Here is a 16,833-nt window from a genome sequence, read left to right as displayed (position 1 = left end):
CGTGACGACGGTCAACGCAGACGCACCGACACGGGCCGTCGTATGGTCCTGGCCGGATGCCGCCCGCGGCCTGCTCTACGCCGTGCCGGCGGCCGCCGCCACTGCCGTCGACCCAGCCAACGGGGTGCCCCTGGCCCTCGGTGTGCTCCCGGCCTGCCTGCTCCCGCTCCCCGGACCCCGGCGCGCGCGACTCGTCATCGCGCTCGTCGGGGTCGTCTGCGGGGCCTCGCTATTCGTCGGTGGCGCGTTGGCACACCTGCCCGCCGTCCCCACCGCCCTCGCGCTGGTCGCCGTGGTGCTGGCAGCCGCGGACGCCTCCGCCAGGCGGGCAGGGGGCCGGCTGCTGCTCGTCCTCGCCGCACCCCTCACCGCCGCCGGCCTGTCGTACGACGACTGGGCCACCTCGGCTGCCGCCGCGCTGCTGCTCACGGCCGGGGCCACATACGCCTGGGCCGTCTCCCTACTCTGGCCCGCACGCCCTGGCGCCCGGCGACCCCCGGCCGACCTGCCGGCCCGTCACGAAATGGTCCGCTACGGGCTGCTCCTGGGCACAGGGGCCGGACTTGCCTACCTAGTCGCGTCCAGGCTCGGCGTCGACCACCCCGGCTGGGCGCCCGCGGCCTGCCTCCTTGTCGCACGACCAGATGCCGGGCTCCTGTGGTTACGCGCGGTGGGCCGGGTCATCGCAGTGATCATCGGCGCGCTGGGCGCCGTGGCGGTCCTCGCGGCCGAACTGCCCCCAGCAGTGCTCGCCGTCATCGTGGCTCTGGTAGTGAGCATCGCCGCCGCCACCCGGGCCAGCCGGTGGTACATCACATCAGCGTTCACCACGTTCTTCGTCTTCGTCATGCTCCTGCAATCGCACCCCGAGCAGGCCTCGCAGAAGGTCGGCGAGCGGGTCGGCGAGACCGTCATCGGCGTTGGCCTGGCCGTCCTCTTCGGCATCGGTTTGCCGGCCCTATTCCTTCGCACCCGTAAGGTCTGAGCGGCGCCGTCTCCGAGTCGGTTTCAAACTCGCCGATCGGCCACTCGAGAGGATCCCCAGGTCCGTCATAGCGCCGCATATCGCCCAGTGAGGGGCCGGCGTCACAGTGCCTGGTTAGATCGCAGCCTCAGGGCCGGGGCCGGGTCTGCGCAGGGCGGCGGCACGGTGTTCGGGGTGCCGAGCGCGGCGAGCCGGGGAGGGGTGAGAAGCCGGTAGCGGTATAGCGGACATGCGGTGGTTACGAGCGACTCGGCTCGGCCGGGCCGGGCTTGTTCAGGCTGGTGGCGGACTTCTCGATACGGGCGGGGACGTGCTTGTGCCAAGGGTTGCCAGCGAACGCGTCGCGCAGGGCCGAGTCGGTCAGCTCGTTCAGCGCTACGCCTATCCGCTGAGTGCCTAGGTCCGAGTCGATGAGGGGTCGGCCGTCGGCGCTCCCGACGCCGTCAGATTGGGTGGCGGGAAGGTCGAGGCCGAAGCCGTTGGGAAGCGCAGCGTGTCCGCGCTGGAGACGGTCGTCGATTTCGACGGTTGCCTCTGCCGTGCCGCGGCGGGTGTAAATGCGTGCTCTGCCGCCTTCGTCGAGGCCCCAGGCGTGCGCGTCCTCGGGGTTGACACGCAGTGCGCCGGTCGAGCCGTTCTTGCGCCAGCTGTTGTCGCGGATGATGGTGTTGGCCGTGAAGGAGCGTCGCTGGCCGGCGACGACGATGACGGGGTACTCGGTACTGGTGTGGGTGGCCGGGGTCTGCGGCAGTTGTGCGAGGGCCTCGATAACGGGTGGGATGTCCAGGGAGATCTTCTGGTTATTGCGGTTCCCGTACCGCCAGCTCGCGTCGTAGCCGTCGCGGGTGAAGTCGACTCCGGAACGGTTGGTGATGATGGCGTCGAAGAGGTCGTTGAAGGTGTGGTGCCCGGCGCGCTTTGCGGCGTCGGGGTGGGTGCGGAACAGCTTGAGGCTCAGGCCCCACAGCGCGGCGGCCTGGGCTGCTCCCTCAGGCAGGGTGGGGCCCAGCGTGCGATATAGCAGGTAGGCGGCTTTGGACATCACTGTTTTGTCGAGGGCCGCCATGGCGGCGAAGGCGGCGAAGTAGGGACGTCGACCGAGCCGAGCGGCCGTGCGGAGCACGGCGAGCCGACGGCGCGGTACACCGGCGATCTCTTCGTAGAGCCTGCTGTAGATCTCGGCCTCGGGCATCGTGCCGGGCAGGGGGTCAAGCAGCGGCTTGCGGAGCTGGAAGCTGTTGACGGGGAACTCGAAGTTGAAGAAGGTGGTCTCCCACTTCTCGAACTGCGATGCGGCGGGCAGGACGTAGTCGGCCAGACGTCCGGTCTCGGTCAGGGCGACGTCGACGACCACCACGAGCTCGAGCTCGGCCAGCGATGCTCGGAACCTCTTCGAGTCGGCGAGGGAGTGCGCCGGGTTGGCGGAGTCGATCATCATGGCCCGGAACCGGTGGGGGTGGTCGGTGAGGATCTCCTCGGCGATGACGTTGCAGGGCACCAGGCCAGCTGGCATGAGGGCGCCGCTGACCGGTGTGCGCCGCAGCTCGGTCTCGTAGCTGCCGATGGCTGCCAGTGACGAGTGGACGTTCATCGCGCCCTGCTTGGCGAAGTTCCCGGTCAGCAGCCAGGTGAGTTTGTTGAGGTAGGAGACCACGGTGCTGTTCGGGCCCTGCTGCACCCCGAGATCCTCGTAGGTGGACACGCTCGTCGCGGTGGCGATCCGCACCGCCACGGCTCGGAGTACGCCCTCCTCAATGCCGCAGGTCCTCGCGTAGGCCGCGATGTCCACGGCCCGGAGCGTGGCGAGAATCTGCCGGTCGTCCGTCAGGTGGGCCGAAGCGAACTCGTGGTCGATGAGGTCGTCTTGCACGATGGCCCCCACGATCGCGGCCAGGCACCACGCATCGGTGCCGGGTCGCACCTGCAGGTGGATGTCGGCCAGGTCCGCGGTCTCCGAGCGGATGGGGTCGATCACGATCATGGTGCGAGTCGGGTCCTTGGAGATCTGCTTCAAGACGGTTCGGGCACGGGCCACCCCGTGGCTCTGCCACGGGTTCTTGCCGATGAACACCGACACCTCGGCGTGTTCGAAGTCCCCGACGGTGTGTCCGCCGGCGAGATGGGCGTCGACCCATGCCTCGCCGCACTTCTCCTGCGCGAGCGGGTTTGAGCGGTATCTCGAGCCCAGGATGTGCTGGAGCGGGCCACGATAGGCTCCGCCGAGGTGGTTGCCCTGACCTCCGCCGCCGTAGAAGAAGATGCTCGGCCCGCCGTGCTGGTCGCGGATCGCCTTCAGCTTGGCGCCGATCTCAGCCAGCGCGGTGTCCCAGCCGATCTCGCGGTAGGACCCGTCGGCCTCGCGTCGTAGCGGGGTCGTGAGTCGGACGCCGCCGTTCTGATAGTGGTCGAGACGCAGGGCTTTGTTACACGTGTAGCCGTGGGTGTGGACGTGCTCCTTGTCGCCGCGGATCTTGGCGAGTCGGCGACGGTCGAGCTGGACCTGGATGCCGCAGTTGTTCTCACACAGGATGCACGCGGTCTTGTGCCAGCCGTCCTCCGAGTCTGTGGATGCGCCGCCGCCATGTGCGGTGCGGTCTACGGCAGTGGCCGAACCGGTTGCAGTGATCGCCGGCTCTTGCGCCGTGGCGTCTTGGGGCATGTGAGGCACCGTTCGTCATAGGCTGGATGGCTCTCATCGACCCACCACGACACTAATAGAGCACACGCTCTGATATTTTGCTACTTCTGGGTAGCGAGAGTGCTGCTCCAGCACAGACGAAGGAGCGAGCAGTGCCGGCACTTGCCCAGGAGGGTCCCACGTGGACCATCAGCTTCGGAGACGACGAGAACCGCTTCTCGCCGTCGTTTCTGAACTCGGTGACCGAGTTCCTCGACGACCTGGCGAGCTCTTCGGAGCCGGCGGTGCTGCTCACCACAGGTGGGGGGAAGTATTACTCGAACGGTCTCGACCTCGACTGGCTCGGCGCGCACCCCGATGAGATGGGTGCCTATGTCCGGGACGTCCAATTGCTCTTCGCGAAGATACTGACCCTGCCTGTGCCGACGGTCGCCGCCCTGAACGGGCACGCCTTTGGGGCGGGAGCGATGCTGGCCATGGCGCACGACTACCGCGTCATGCGCGAGGACCGGGGCTACTTCTGCTTCCCCGAGGTTGACATCAAGATCCCGTTCACGCCGGGCATGAGCGCGCTGATCATGTCCAAGCTAAGCGCTCGGGCTGCCGTCGACGCCATGACAACCGGGCGGCGCTACTCCGCTGCCGAGGCCCTGACAGCCGGGCTCGTCGACGCGACTGCCGCGTTCGACGACCTGGTTGCCACGGCGTCGGCCCTGGTGGTAGATCTCGCCGGCAAGGACCGCGCCACGCTGGGCAAGATCAAGGCCACCATGTTCGCCGACGCGGTCACGGCCCTGCAGTCCACCGAGAGCTGAGCCTCATGGGTCGCCCTCGCGAGCACGACCTGGACGTGCTGCTGGACCACGTCAAGGCCCTGTGGGCCGAGCACGGCGTCAGCTGTGTCACCATCCGGGCGCTCAGCAAGGTCTCTGGGGTCTCGAACGGGGCGATCTACAACGCGTTCGGCTCGCGCGACAATCTGCTCGCCCGCACCTGGTCGCGCGAGGCAGAACAGTTCCTCTCCTTCCAGCGCGAGGCGGTCGACACCGCCCTGACGAACGGGGACGCAACGTCGGCGGTCGTTGCCGCCGCGCTTGCACCCTCTGACTACTTCTCCCACGACGCCCCAGGAGCACGGCTGCTGTTGACCGTGACCCTTGACGAACTGGCTAGAGCCAACGTCGGCGCGACGGAGCGTCAGCAGCTGCGGGCGAGGCGCCGCAGCCTTGGGCTCCTCATAAACCAGCTTGCGCGCGAAGTCTGGGGCAGCGCCGACGACGCCTCAGTGACCTTCATCAAGCTCTGCCTGGTTGATCTGCCCTCTTCCCTGCTCCTCGCGGGCGACCGGATCACCGACCCGCTGGCGAGGGTCGCCCTCGAGCGCGCTGTGCGCGGTGTGCTCGCCACGCCACCGCCCGCAGGCTGACCCCGATCGGGCTCAGTCCGACTGTGCCAGCCCCGACGCCCGGTCGCCGGCAACGACCAGCGGTATGAGAGGAGAGTGCTGCCACCGGGCTTGGGACGCGTCGGCAAGGCGGCGTCTCACCAGGCTTAAGCCTGCGGCGCTCCGCCGGGACCCGGTCAGATGTCCTCTACCCTCTGGACGACCTCCGCCACCGACATCACCGAGACTGCGCCAAGGTGGGATGTGCCCGAGCGGCAAGGACATGACCAGCGACACTCTTCGTGCCGTGCTCGAAGGTCTTGAGCTCGAGGGCGCTGTCGACGCGTTGGCGAAAGCGTCTCAGCCCAGCCGCGGTCAGTAGGCGCAGCCCTACTTCCGGGGGCAGAAGGTTACTGTGGGCGTGCGACGCTCTCGGTCCTCCCCTGTGCTGAGGGCGTCGTGCTGGCAGAGATTACCTGCGGAGCGGGCCGACGGGTGCTGCTGCCTGAAGGGCGGGGAGCCGTTGATCCCCATACCCGTGCGAATCCGTGCTTCTGGCAAGGGTTTTCGCTGCTGGCATGCCGTCCGGGGTGGCGAGAGAGGCGGCTGCTCCAGCCGCAGTCGCAGCTGCCCGTACGGCGTGGTCAGCTGCTCGCGTGACCGAGTCCCGGACCATGTCGGGGAGCGGGATGGGGCGGTCGTGGGCGTGGTCCGCGGGCCGAACCCACGCCTCGGTTGAGACGTTGCCATACGGGCCGCGCGCCTCCAACGCCATCGCCATCGCGTTGACGCCGCGGGAGGAGGCGCGCAGCTGCGGGTCCCCCGTAGCCTCTCGGAGGGCGTACGCGAGGTCCGTGGCAGTCGCGAGTCCCAGTTGCAACGTCCGGGACACATGTTTCAGATCGTCTGTGGCGGCGAGGGTTTCGACGCTCGCCACGCCTGAGCGGTCGTGAATGATCTCGAGCATCGCGGCGCGGATCTCGTTGGCTGCCGTGACGAGGTTAGGGTCCAGTTGGCGTCCGCGCTGCGGTGCGAGCTGCGCCCACGTTCTCGCGAGTGCGACCCAGCTCGCTTGGGCGGACTCGAGCGCGGGCGCGAGGCGGGTGCGGTACTGGCCGGGTTCGATCGAGCCGGTCTCGGCGGCGGCGCGCAGGATCGTCTGGCTGGCGAAGGCGGTGTGGCCCTGGGTTTGCGCGATGAGCATCATCGTCGCGGCTGTTGGGGTTCCGGCGAGGGCGCGGTGGGCCTGGATGTCCCAGGTGGCCAGCGCCTGGGGGAGCCGGTCGGGTTCCGCGGGTGGTTTGTGTTCGCCGTGCAGGGCTGCGGGGAAGGTGCCCGAGACGTAGGCGCCGGCGAGCTGCTCGAAGGCGGCCATTCGGTCTCGCGCCTCGATGGTGCGCTCCACTGACTCGCTCGGCAGGGCAGCGCGTTTCGTTGCGGGGAGGACGGCGAGGTCGCGCAGGTCGCGGTTCAGGGCGACCTGCACGCCGTGGGCGCCGACGTAGAGGACGTGCATCAACCGTGCTTTGGCCGCGTCGAGGTCCGCTTCGACCCCGGGCCGCATCGGGCGGACATCGGTGCGGCGACGCGCCAACAGCTCCGCAGCCGTCGTGAGGTTCTCGCACACCGTGAGCAGCCGATCGTCGCCGGTGCCGGTCCCGGGCCACTGGCGCCTCCGAGCCGCCTTCATCAGGTTGCTGTTCATCGTCTGGAGCTGCTCCATCAGGACCTGGCCAACGTCCCGGCGCTCGGGTTGGGCTGCCCTTGGGGACGATTCGGGAAACGCGCGCCACAGGTCGGCGGCGGCTTCGACGACCTCGCCCCAGGTTCGGACCATGACCCGGCCGTCCATCAGCGGGGTGTCCATCAGCACCTCGCGCACGAGCAGGTCGCAGTCCAGCAGCAGCTCCCCGACGCTGCGGCCGTCGAGGGCGGGCATCAGCCGTGCTCGCGAAGGATGTCGCAGAGCGCGACGACGACGCGGGAGCTGCCCCGGGGCAGCGCCTCGATCGGGACCGTGCGAGTCAGGGCCTCCGCCGCGCGCACCAGCTCGATCGGGTCGTCACGGTCCAGGCTCGACTCGGCGATCTGGACGTCGAGGAGCTCGATGTCGACGGGCAGCAGGGCGCGTGCCTGGCTGGCGGCGAGCCGGGCGACCAAGCCGAGATCCGACAGGGCGAAGGACTCCTCGAGCCCGGGCGCCGGGTCGGCGGCCAAAAGGCTCAGGCAGCGATCGGCTGCAGCCTCCAGGAGCAGGATCACCCCGCCGATGACCGCCAGGCCGTCCGTACCCGGGGTCATCGTCTCCGGTGTCTTCGACGTCATGGCGCGTCCCCTCTTCGTCGGATCTGATTGCCGTCTTCATCCACGCAGACAGCGGCCGTGGCGGGCCACCTCGGTGCGGGCCTGTGGATAACCCACGGGGGTGTCGGTGCGTGGTCGGACACTGGTCTTACGGACAAAAGCCGGGCAGCCGGCGGCTGACGATCAGCCGGAGCACGACGCGTCTGGCGTCGTTGTCGCACAGCTTGGGGGTGGGTGTGATGCGAGTACCGCTGACCAGGGTGCTGGCGCAGACGCCGGGCATTGCCGTCAGCACCGTTGTGACGGCGGCGCTGGCCGCGTCGCTGCCGGGCCCCCTCGGTTGGGTCGTCTTCCTCGGCGTCTTGTCTCTGGCGCTCGTGCTGCTGGCCGGCGCCGGCGAACCCGCCGCGCTACGTGGGCTGTTCGGTGCCCGGGCGTTGACGCCAGCCGAGGCCACCGCGCTGGCACCCGCGATCGTCCTGCTCTGCCAGCGCGGCTTGGGGCCGCCGCTGGTTTGCCTGTACCTGTGGCCCGGGGTGCGGACGGTGTCCGCGGCAGGAGCCGGCCGCCGGTCCGTTCTCGTCTCCGCGGAGCTGGTGTCGCAGGTTCGTCTGGGCCGGCTCCCGCCTGATCAGGCGGCTGCCGTGATCGCACACGCTGCGGGCCTCGTCCGGGTCGGCGCGCTCCGGTCCGAGCTGGGGATGCAGCTGTGGACCATCCCGTGGCGGTTACTGCGGGCCCTCGCCCGCGGCGTCGGCGCCGCCGGTGGGCGTCTGCCGCTGGTGGCCCTGATGTGGCGGGCCCGTTTCGTCGTTGGCTTGATCGCCCTCGGCCAAGGCGTGAGCGCCGGTCAGGTCGAAGCTGTCGTGGCCGGCGCGTTGAGTGCGGCTGTCGTCGGGCTGAGCTACCTCGTGCCCCGGTGGGAGAAAGCGTGGGCCGCCGGGCTGCAGGCCTTGGGGGACAAACAGGTCGCTCGCGCCGGTCTGGCGCCGGCGTTGGCTGATTTCCTGCTGCGGCAGTCACGCTCGGCCGCCACTTTTGAACGGGTCCACGCTCTCGAGCTCGCTCACGCCTCCCTGCAGCCGCCGAGTCCACCGGTCAGGTCGACGCGACATTGACAGGCGACTCGAGCGATACCGAGCGCGCGGTCTGGCACGCCGGGCCATCGAACCTCCGCCCCACGCCCGACCGCACGGGGCAACGGTGATCGTCGTCAGTGACACCCACGTGGAGGGTGGGACCTCGGAGGCTCGATCGCGTTCATCACGAGTCGATGCCTTATGCCCGGCACACCGGTCTCGCCGCGGCGCCCCGGGCGTCCTGTGCCACCGGCTGGCTGGCGACCAGCTCTCCGCGTCTCACCGGGGTGGTCCAGCAGGGCCGCGGCCGGGTGGGGCCTTCGGCGGCTCGTGGATCGCGTGGCCCAGCCCCACGGACTTGGGCGATGCGGACGGGTCATGGTGGGGTCCGTCCAGGTCGTCCAGGTCGTCCGGGGCGGCGGTCCAGGTCCGTGGGTCCATCCCGAGCTCCAGGGCCACGTCGATGAGGCGCGCCATCTGGTAGGCGGTCCCCGCCGGGACGCGTTCCAGGGCGACGCGTGCCTTGACGGCGTCGCCGTCGAGCCAGTGCGCGAACGCGGTCAACGACGCCACCGGCGCTAGGGGGGCCACGTTGGACTCGGGTGACGTGGCGCTATCGGGGCACCGCGTCAGCAGGTCGCGCCACAGCTCGGCGTGTCTGGGTGCCGTCGAGCGTTCGATCGATGCCCAGGCATGATCCCGGAGCGGGGTGTGCTGCACGTCGGCGATCAGGCGTGCCGCATCAGCGTCAGGCAGGACGGTGTGGCCGACCGCCGCACGGTCCAGCGTGGTGGTGATCCACTCCCGCTCGACCGCGCCTACACGGCCGCCGCTGCGCGCGGCCGCTGCGGCTCGCTCGGCCGCGAGAAGCATCAGCTCGTCCGGGACGGGGCGGCCGGACGCGTAGGCCTGCCGCAGCTGCCCTTGCGTCGCGAACGGTGTCGGACGCTCCAGCAGGAGGAACTCCGCCGTCATCAGGTCCCGGTCGCTCTGGGTCACCTCACCGTGGTGCGGTCCGTCCAGGCGCACCCAGCCGTCGCCGTCAACCGCCACCACGCCGATTACCGGGATCGCCGGCTCGAGCCGCTCCCGGACGGTGTCGCACACCTCGCGTGCGAGGGCCGGCTGGTCGGTGTACGCGAGCAGCACGACACCCACGCCCGCGCCGGCATACGCCCGGGCGAGCCCCTCAGCGACCGCCAGCGTCTGGGTTGCGCCATGGGGCAGGTTCACTCTCGCGACCGGGGCGCCGCCGGTCACTTCGGGGACGACCACGAGGGAGTCCTGCGGGTGCACTCCGAGGAAGTGCGGGACCGCGGCAACCACTTCGCTCATGTTGTGCAGCACGAGGTTTTCCTGGCTCACGATGCTCTCCTTCGCTCCGGACGACACGGTCACCTCCCAAAGCCACGCGGTCGCGCGTCGGCGATCACCTCGGACTCGGCTGCCGCGGCATCACCCCTGGGTCACGGATGAGGGTCACGGATGAGGGTCACGGCTGCGGGCGGTCCAGACCTGAGGAACTCTCGGGCGCCGGGTCGCCGACCTGCTTCCGCGCAGGGTTCCGGTCGGGGCGCTGCAGGTCGCCACCGAGCCGGCGGATCCGCGCGATCTCCTGCCGGGTCAGGCTGGGGCCGCACCACTGCGTCACCTCGGCCGGCGTGAGGTGCTCATCGACGAGCAGCTGCCGCAGCGCTGCACCCGCGCGCTGCTCGTACCTGGTGACAGCGGCGTCCCGCTCCCCCAGTGCGACGAGCACCTCTGTCGCACTGGCAGCTAGCCGCTTGTCCCGCTCCTGCCGCTGCGCCCGTAGCTTCGCCTGCGCATCGAGCGCAGCGCGGCGCGCCGCCTGCCGCACCGACGGCCGCACCTGTCGCTCTTGCCCCGCAGTGGGTTCACTCATGATCGGCCCCTTCTCGCGCACGGCATCTGTCATCGACGTAAGCCGCAGGCTCGTCTCCCGGCGATCACTCCCAGGGAATGGACCCCGCTATTCGATGTCGTCACCAGAGACGACGAGCTGCCGTCCCGGCTCACCCGCCACACCCGACGTCCCAGATCCCCGACGTGATCGACGCCGCCGTGCGAGGCGCGTACCCCCAGCAAAACCGCAACCGCCCAAGTCACACACACCTCATGCATTCCCGGTCGTTTCAGTTTCAACCACCTGATCGCCGAGGGCGACCGTGGGGGCTTTGGTCGGTGTGACGATGTCCCTCCACAAGCTCACGGCCGGGAGCGGGTACGACTACCTGACCCGTCAGGTCGCGGCGCAGGACGCCACCGACAAGGGCCACACCGGCCTGGCCAGCTACTACGCCCAGAAGGGTGAGACGCCCGGGGTGTGGGTCGGCTCCGGGATGGCCGGCCTCGACGGCCTCGATGCCGGGGAGGTCGTCACCGCGGAGCAGATGCAGGCCCTCTTCGGCTCTGGCCACCACCCGCTCGCGGCGCAGCGACTGGACCGGCTCGCCGGGCCGGACCTGACCGTCCGGGACTACCAGGCGGTGACCCGGCTCGGTCTGCCGTTCAAGGTCTATGGCGGCGATGTCAGCGCGTTCCGGGTCGAGGTGGCCCGCCGGGTAGGCGAGCTGGCATCCGCTCTGGGTGACGGCTCGGACGCGGTGGTTCCGCTAGAGGAGCGGGCGCGGATCCGGACCGAGGTGGCGACCGAGTTCTTCCGTACGGAGCACGGCCGGGACCCGGCGAGCGGGTCGGACGGCGCCCGGGAGATCGCCGCCACGATCGCGAGACACTCCCGCCCTCGGACGACCGCGGTCGCTGGTTATGACCTGACCTTCTCCCCCGTCAAGAGCGTCTCCGCCCTGTGGGCCGTCGCCGATCCGGCGACCGCCGCCGCGATCGAACGGGCCCACCTGGCGGCCGTCGGGGACGCGCTGCGGTTCCTCGAGGAGCACGCGCTGTTCACCCGGACCGGAACTAACGGGGTGCGTCAGGTCGACGTCCGGGGGCTGGTGGCGACCAGCTTCACGCACCGTGACTCCCGCGCCGGGGACCCCGACCTGCACACCCACGTCGCCGTCGCGAACAAGGTCCAGACCCTTGACGGGCGCTGGCTCAGCATCGACGGGCGGGTGCTGTTCAAGGCCAACGTGTCCGCCTCCGAGACCTACAACACCGCCCTGGAGAAGCGCCTCCACGCCGACCTCGGCCTCCGCTTCACCGAGCGCGACACCGAACATGTCCAGGCGCCGGACACAGCCAACGTCCGGGAGCGTGCGGTCCGTGAGGTGGTCGGGGTCGACCCCCGGCTGAACGAGCGCTGGTCGGCCCGCCGGGCGGCCGTCGTGGCCCGCCGCGGCGAGCTTGCGCAAACCTTCCAACGCGACCATGGTCGACCCCCGACCGCGGTGGAGTCGATCCAGCTCGCGCAGCAGGCCACCCTGGAAACGAGGGAGGCGAAGAAGGCCCCGCGGACCCTGGCCGAGCAGCGGACCACGTGGCGGCGCCAAGCCGTGGAGGTGCTCGGCGACGAGCACGCGCTCGACGCCATGCTCCGCGCAGCGACCGCCCCAACCGCCTCACGACGAGCCACAGGACGAGCCACCGCGCGGGCCGCCGGCGAGGCGGCCGGAGGGGTGGCCGGGGGACGGGTCGACGCCGGCTGGATCGACGCGACCGCAGCCTCGATCATCACCACGTTGCAGGCCTCCCGGAGCACGTGGCAGGTGTGGCACGTCCGCGCCGAGGCTCAGCGCCGTCTCCGCGCCGCCGACTCGGTCGAGGTCGCTGCGGGGGCTGTCGACGCGGTGGTGGGGCTGCTCGTCGACGAGGTCCTGGACCGCCGCTCGGTGCGCCTCACCGACCAGGGCGACGGCATCGCTGAGCCGGCGCAGCTGCGGCGCCGGGACGACTCCAGCGTCTACACAGTCCACGGCGCCGAGCTGTTCACCTCCGCCACGGTCCTCGCCGCCGAACAGCGCCTCCTCGCCGCGGCCGCCCGGCACGACGGGGCCACGGTCAACAAGCACGATGTCGAGCTGGCACTGCTCGAGTCGACCGCGAACGGGGCCACCCTCAACGCCGGCCAGACTGCCCTGGTGCGCGGCATGGCGTCCTCCGGGGCCCGCCTACAGCTCGCGATCGCCCCCGCCGGGGCGGGCAAGACGACCGCCCTACGCGCGCTGGCCACCGCGTGGGCCAACGGCGGCGGCCACGTCATCGGCCTCGCCCCCTCAGCGGCCGCCGCAGCCGTCCTCCGCGACCAGATCAGCACCCCCACACCCACCCGCACACCGACCTCTGGTGTTACTCGCAACCTCGGCAGCACCGAGACGGTCGGGCAGGCGTCCGCGGTCACGGACACCCTCGCCAAGCTCACCTGGTCCATCGCCCGCGGCGACCTGCCCGACTGGGCCGCCCGCATCGACGCCGCCACCCTCGTCCTCGTCGACGAGGCCGGCATGGCCGACACCCTCACCCTCGACACCGTCGTCCAATTCGTCACCGACCGCGGCGGGTCCGTCCGCCTCATCGGGGACGACCAGCAGCTCGCCGCGATCGGCGCCGGCGGCGTCCTGCGCGACCTGCAACACACCCATGGCGCGCTGCGCCTGACCGAGCTGATGCGCTTCACCGACCCCGCCGAAGCCGCCGCCACCCTCGCACTGCGCGACGGGGCGCCGGAGGCGCTCGGGTTCTACCTCGACCAGCACCGCGTCCACGTCGGCGACCCCGCCACCACCACCGAGGACGTCTTCGACGCGTGGCGCGCCGACGCCGACCGTGGCCTGGACGCCATCATGCTCGCCCCCACCCGAGAGCTCGTCGCCCAGCTCAACCAACGCGCCCGCACCCACCGACTCGACCGTCAGCAGCCCTGCGCTGACCCAAAGGCTCAGGTCACTCTCGCGGACGGGAACGCCGCCTCCGTCGGGGACCTCGTCATCACCCGCTCCAACGACCGCCGGCTCCGGTTGACCGCGTCGGACTGGGTCAAGAACGGCGACCGCTGGACCGTCATCGACGTCGGCGACGACGGCGGGTTACGGGTTCAACACACCCGCCACCGGCACACCATCACCCTCCCCGCCGGCTACGTCGCCGCATACACGGAGCTGGGCTACGCCACCACCGTCCATGCCGCCCAAGGCGTCTCCGCGGACACCATGCACGGCCTCGCCAGCGGGCAGGAGTCACGCCAGCAGCTCTACACGATGCTCACCCGCGGCCGGGTCGCCAACCACGTCTACGTCCAGGTCGTCGGCGACGGCGACCCCCACACCGCGATCCACCCCGACACCCTCACCCCACCCACCGCCACCGACATCCTCGAAGCCATCCTGGCTCGGGACCACTCCCCCACCTCCGCAACCACCCAGCTCGGCGACGCCGCCGACCCCACCCTGCTGCTCGGGCAGGCAACCGCCCGCTACACCGACGCCTTGCACGTCGCCGCCGAAGACCACCTCGGCCCCGACACCGTCCGCAGCCTCGAACGTGATGCAGAACAGGCCGTCCCCGGACTGGCCGAGGCACCCGCCTGGCCCACCCTCCGCGCCCACCTGATCCTGCTCGCCGCCCACGACCGCGACCCCATCGCCGCGCTCCGCACCGCCGCCAGCAGCCGGGAGCTCGACACCGCAGACGACCCCGCCGCCGTCATCGACTGGCGCCTCGAAAGCCCACTCCCAGGAGGCGCTGGCGGAGGACCGCTCCCGTGGCTCCCCGGCATCCCGCCAGCGCTGGCCCTGCACCCGAGCTGGGGCGAGTACCTCACCCGCCGAGCGGAGCTCGTCACCATCCTCACCGACCAGGTCAAAGACGCCGCCGTCATGCACACTCCCGTGTGGGTCACCCACGCTGCTTCCCGCCCTCACCCCGACGTCCTCGCCGACGTCCAGGTCTGGCGGGCCGCGACCCAGGTCCCCGAGCAGGACCGGCGGCCCACCGGGCCACCACAGCCGCAGAAGGCGGCCGCCCTGTGGCAACGCCGGCTCACCACCGCGCTGCACGGCACCCGCGCCCCCGCCCTGCAGGAATGGGAACACGTCCTGCACGCCGCATCACAAGGTGTCCGCCGTGACGACTTCACCCCGATCCTTGCCGAACGGCTCGCCGCCATGTCCAGGGCCGGGCTCGACGCGCGCGGCCTGCTCCGCCGCGCCACGGTCGTCGGGGCGCTGCCTGATGACCATCCCGCTGCCGCCCTGTGGTGGCGCCTGAGCCGGCATGTGTCACCGGCCGTCGCCGCCGACCCCGAGCACCGCGCCGACCATCAGCATGACGCGCTCATGGCGTCATGGGTGCCCCGTCTCACGGACACCTACGGCCCCACCCGGGCCGAGGGGCTGCAGTCCAGCCCGTGGTGGCCGGCCCTGGTCACGAGCATCGACCACGCCCTGCAACGCGGCTGGACCCTCGGCGGCCTCCTCGACACCCACCCAGGCCACGACGCTGACCCTCAGCTGACCGACGACCTCGACGACTGCCAAGCCATGGTGTGGCGCATCACCGTCCGCACCGACCCTCCCCCACCGGCCGAGGACCTCGACGAGGACCCGTCCCCCGATGACGACCGGTCCTGGGTCGACCACCCCGCCGACCACGCCATCGACCGCGAAATCGACTACGGGACAGAGCGCCTCAGCGAGGCGCCCACCCCGGAGCAGTGGCGTGACCTCCTCGACCCGAACCCCCACCCAAGCACCGACCCCCATGCCACCGACCCTGAGGACCGCGACGGGGCCGACCAGGTCGCTGCTGCTGTCGAGGTGCGGCTGCAGCTCGCCGCAATGGTCCGCGACGCGATGGGACCACTGCCTCCCGACGACGATGACGTCGAGGCCATGGTCTCCCGGGCCGCACTCTGGGACGACCGTCCGGTCAGCCGCGAAAGGCTGCTCGAGATCAACCAGATCACCCTGGACTACTTCCGTAGCCAGCTACCCGGCAGCTGGGCCGACACCTACCTGCGCGAACGCTTCAGCCCCGCAAACGAATCAGCGACCGGGCGCCCCACCGGGCCCCTTGCGACTGTCCTGTCCGGGTTCGCGCCGGGGTACGCGCCCGCCGGGTGGACCACCCTCGTCACCGCCCTACGGCGCGCCGGCGTCACCGACGAGGAGATGCTCGCCGCCGGCGTCGCCAGCCGGGCCCGCACCGGCAGGGTCATCGACCGGTTCCGCGACCGCGTCATGCTCCCGATCACCCGCGACGGCGACGTACTCGGCTTCGTCGGACGCCGCCACCCCGGCCTCGACCACACGCCGCCTGCTGGACCGGCCGGCGCCACCCGACCGGCTGTGCCGAAGTACCTCAACACCCCCGACACTCCCCTGTTCCACAAGGGCGCCCAGCTCTACGGCATACCGCCCTGGCCCCTGCCCGACGACGCGGCCCTCGTGATCGTCGAGGGCCCGATGGACGCCATCGCGGTCACCCTCGCCGGCAGCGGAGCCTACGTCGGCGTCGCCACCCTCGGTACCTCCCTCACCCACGAGCAGACCGCGCAGCTAACGGCGATGGGCCGACCTCTGGTCGTGGCCACCGACGGGGACCTGCCCGGCCGGGTCGCCGCCGAACGGGACTTCTGGCTGCTCGCACCGCACGGATTCTCCCCCGCCGTAGCCACCTTCCCCGACGGGTCAGACCCCGCCGCCGTCTACAGCCGCGAGGGCCCACAGGCACTGCTCGACACCCTCCAACGGGCTCGGCCCCTCGCGGCGCTGCTCATCGAGGAACGCCTTACCAACCTCCCCCAAGAGACGGCGCTGCAGCAGGCCAGCCAGATCCTCGCCGCTCAACCCGCCACCGCATGGGACGCCGGCACCCGCCACATGGCATCGCGGCTCGGGGTCCCGCTACAAAACGCCCGCGCCAGCCTCGTTGGCTACGCCGCGGAATGGAACCGCGGCCCGCGGGCCGCGGCCCAGCAGCAGCTGACCGCCCTCCGCGAGGTCCGCTCGCGGCTCGAGAACATCGCGGAGCAGCAGCCGGCCGACCGGTGGCTCAAGCTGGCCCGGGAACTCGACCCCCGCCTCCCCGCCCAGAGCGACTGGCCCGCCCTGGCCAGCATGCTCGACGACGCGCACCACGGCGGACACGACGTCGGCGGGCTCTGCCGACATCTCATCGACGAGAAGCCGCTTCAAGACCGGCCGGCTCAAGAACTCCGCCACCGCCTCGCCGTCCGGCTGCCTGACGACCCTGCGTTCGACGAGGCGTCGTTCAACGAGCCCGAGACTGCGAGCCATCACCGGACCGGTGCGGCCATGCAGCAGCTGGCCGGCGGCGACAGACCGCCGCACGGACGAGGCTCCATCCGGCGCTGAGATCACAACCCCGGAGAGCACCCTGGACGGAGCGATGACCACTGCCAGCGCCTATCGCCGGACGCACGTTCCGTGATCGGGCCAGGTCCGGATGACCGCAAACGTTGATGCTCGCCATTCCAGATCTCCGCGGACGCACATGTGAGTGA

General features: G+C 70.8%; 10 protein-coding genes. 5 read left to right on the top strand and 5 right to left on the bottom strand.

All coding sequences use genetic code 11. The annotated features are described in order from the left end of the window. Position 1 precedes the first annotated feature (1 nt). Positions 2-985, top strand: a complete 984-nt coding sequence (locus FBY41_RS15875) for an FUSC family protein (protein WP_141845276.1) — start codon at positions 2-4, stop codon at positions 983-985. Positions 986-1,223: 238 nt separating this feature from the next. Here FBY41_RS15875 and FBY41_RS15870 read toward each other — a convergent pair whose 3' ends face one another. After that, positions 1,224-3,644 carry a molybdopterin-dependent oxidoreductase gene (locus FBY41_RS15870; protein WP_141845275.1) on the bottom strand — a complete coding sequence of 807 codons (2,421 nt, stop codon included), beginning with the start codon at positions 3,642-3,644 and terminating at the stop codon, positions 1,224-1,226. A gap of 131 nt (positions 3,645-3,775) precedes the next feature. On the opposite strand from FBY41_RS15870, the gene FBY41_RS15865 reads away from it, so the two are divergent. Then, positions 3,776-4,438, top strand: coding sequence for an enoyl-CoA hydratase-related protein (locus tag FBY41_RS15865; protein WP_141845274.1), 663 nt, complete (start codon positions 3,776-3,778; stop codon positions 4,436-4,438). 35 nt (positions 4,439-4,473) lie between these two features. Beyond that, positions 4,474-5,049 (top strand): TetR/AcrR family transcriptional regulator, encoded by a 576-nt coding sequence (locus FBY41_RS15860; protein WP_185749107.1) that lies wholly within the window; start codon positions 4,474-4,476, stop codon positions 5,047-5,049. Positions 5,050-5,479: 430 nt separating this feature from the next. On the opposite strand, the gene FBY41_RS15855 is transcribed toward FBY41_RS15860, so the two are convergent. Together FBY41_RS15855 and FBY41_RS15850 are read right to left on the bottom strand one after the other, a co-directional pair. Beyond that, positions 5,480-6,946 carry a hypothetical protein gene (locus tag FBY41_RS15855; protein ID WP_141845272.1) on the bottom strand — a complete coding sequence of 489 codons (1,467 nt, stop codon included), beginning with the start codon at positions 6,944-6,946 and terminating at the stop codon, positions 5,480-5,482. Further along, positions 6,946-7,332, bottom strand: a complete 387-nt coding sequence (locus tag FBY41_RS15850; RefSeq protein WP_141845271.1) for a hypothetical protein — start codon at positions 7,330-7,332, stop codon at positions 6,946-6,948. Before FBY41_RS15850 ends, FBY41_RS15855 begins: the two co-directional genes overlap by 1 nt. A gap of 239 nt (positions 7,333-7,571) precedes the next feature. Here FBY41_RS15850 and FBY41_RS15845 point away from each other — a divergent pair, with 239 nt between their 5' ends. Further along, complete coding sequence (locus FBY41_RS15845) at positions 7,572-8,429, top strand: hypothetical protein (protein ID WP_185749106.1); 858 nt, start codon at positions 7,572-7,574, stop codon at positions 8,427-8,429. A 240-nt stretch (positions 8,430-8,669) separates the two neighbouring features. Here FBY41_RS15845 and FBY41_RS15840 read toward each other — a convergent pair whose 3' ends face one another. Continuing rightward, a complete protein-coding gene (locus FBY41_RS15840) occupies positions 8,670-9,788 on the bottom strand; it encodes a DUF4192 domain-containing protein (protein ID WP_141845269.1) in 1,119 nt (372 codons plus the stop codon). Between the two features lie 94 nt (positions 9,789-9,882). After that, positions 9,883-10,293: a hypothetical protein gene (locus tag FBY41_RS15835; protein WP_141845268.1), complete on the bottom strand. Its 411-nt coding sequence runs from the start codon at positions 10,291-10,293 to the stop codon at positions 9,883-9,885. A gap of 307 nt (positions 10,294-10,600) precedes the next feature. Here FBY41_RS15835 and mobF point away from each other — a divergent pair, with 307 nt between their 5' ends. After that, a complete protein-coding gene (gene mobF / locus FBY41_RS15830) occupies positions 10,601-16,684 on the top strand; it encodes a MobF family relaxase (RefSeq protein ID WP_141845267.1) in 6,084 nt (2,027 codons plus the stop codon). The last annotated feature ends 149 nt before the right edge of the window (positions 16,685-16,833 follow it).

The sequence above is a fragment of the Humibacillus xanthopallidus genome, from assembly GCF_006716675.1.
Classification (GTDB): Bacteria; Actinomycetota; Actinomycetes; order Actinomycetales; family Dermatophilaceae; genus Humibacillus; species Humibacillus xanthopallidus_B.
This window is presented reverse-complemented; position numbering and strand designations above follow the sequence as displayed.

Bases quoted from the DNA above. Each gene is read 5' to 3' on its own strand.
- mobF (WP_141845267.1), top strand. From the start codon at position 10,601: ATGTCCCTCCACAAGCTCACGGCCGGGAGCGGGTACGACTACCTGACC.
- FBY41_RS15870 (WP_141845275.1), bottom strand. From the start codon at position 3,644: ATGCCCCAAGACGCCACGGCGCAAGAGCCGGCGATCACTGCAACCGGT.
- FBY41_RS15835 (WP_141845268.1), bottom strand. From the start codon at position 10,293: ATGAGTGAACCCACTGCGGGGCAAGAGCGACAGGTGCGGCCGTCGGTG.
- FBY41_RS15855 (WP_141845272.1), bottom strand. From the start codon at position 6,946: ATGCCCGCCCTCGACGGCCGCAGCGTCGGGGAGCTGCTGCTGGACTGC.
- FBY41_RS15850 (WP_141845271.1), bottom strand. From the start codon at position 7,332: ATGACGTCGAAGACACCGGAGACGATGACCCCGGGTACGGACGGCCTG.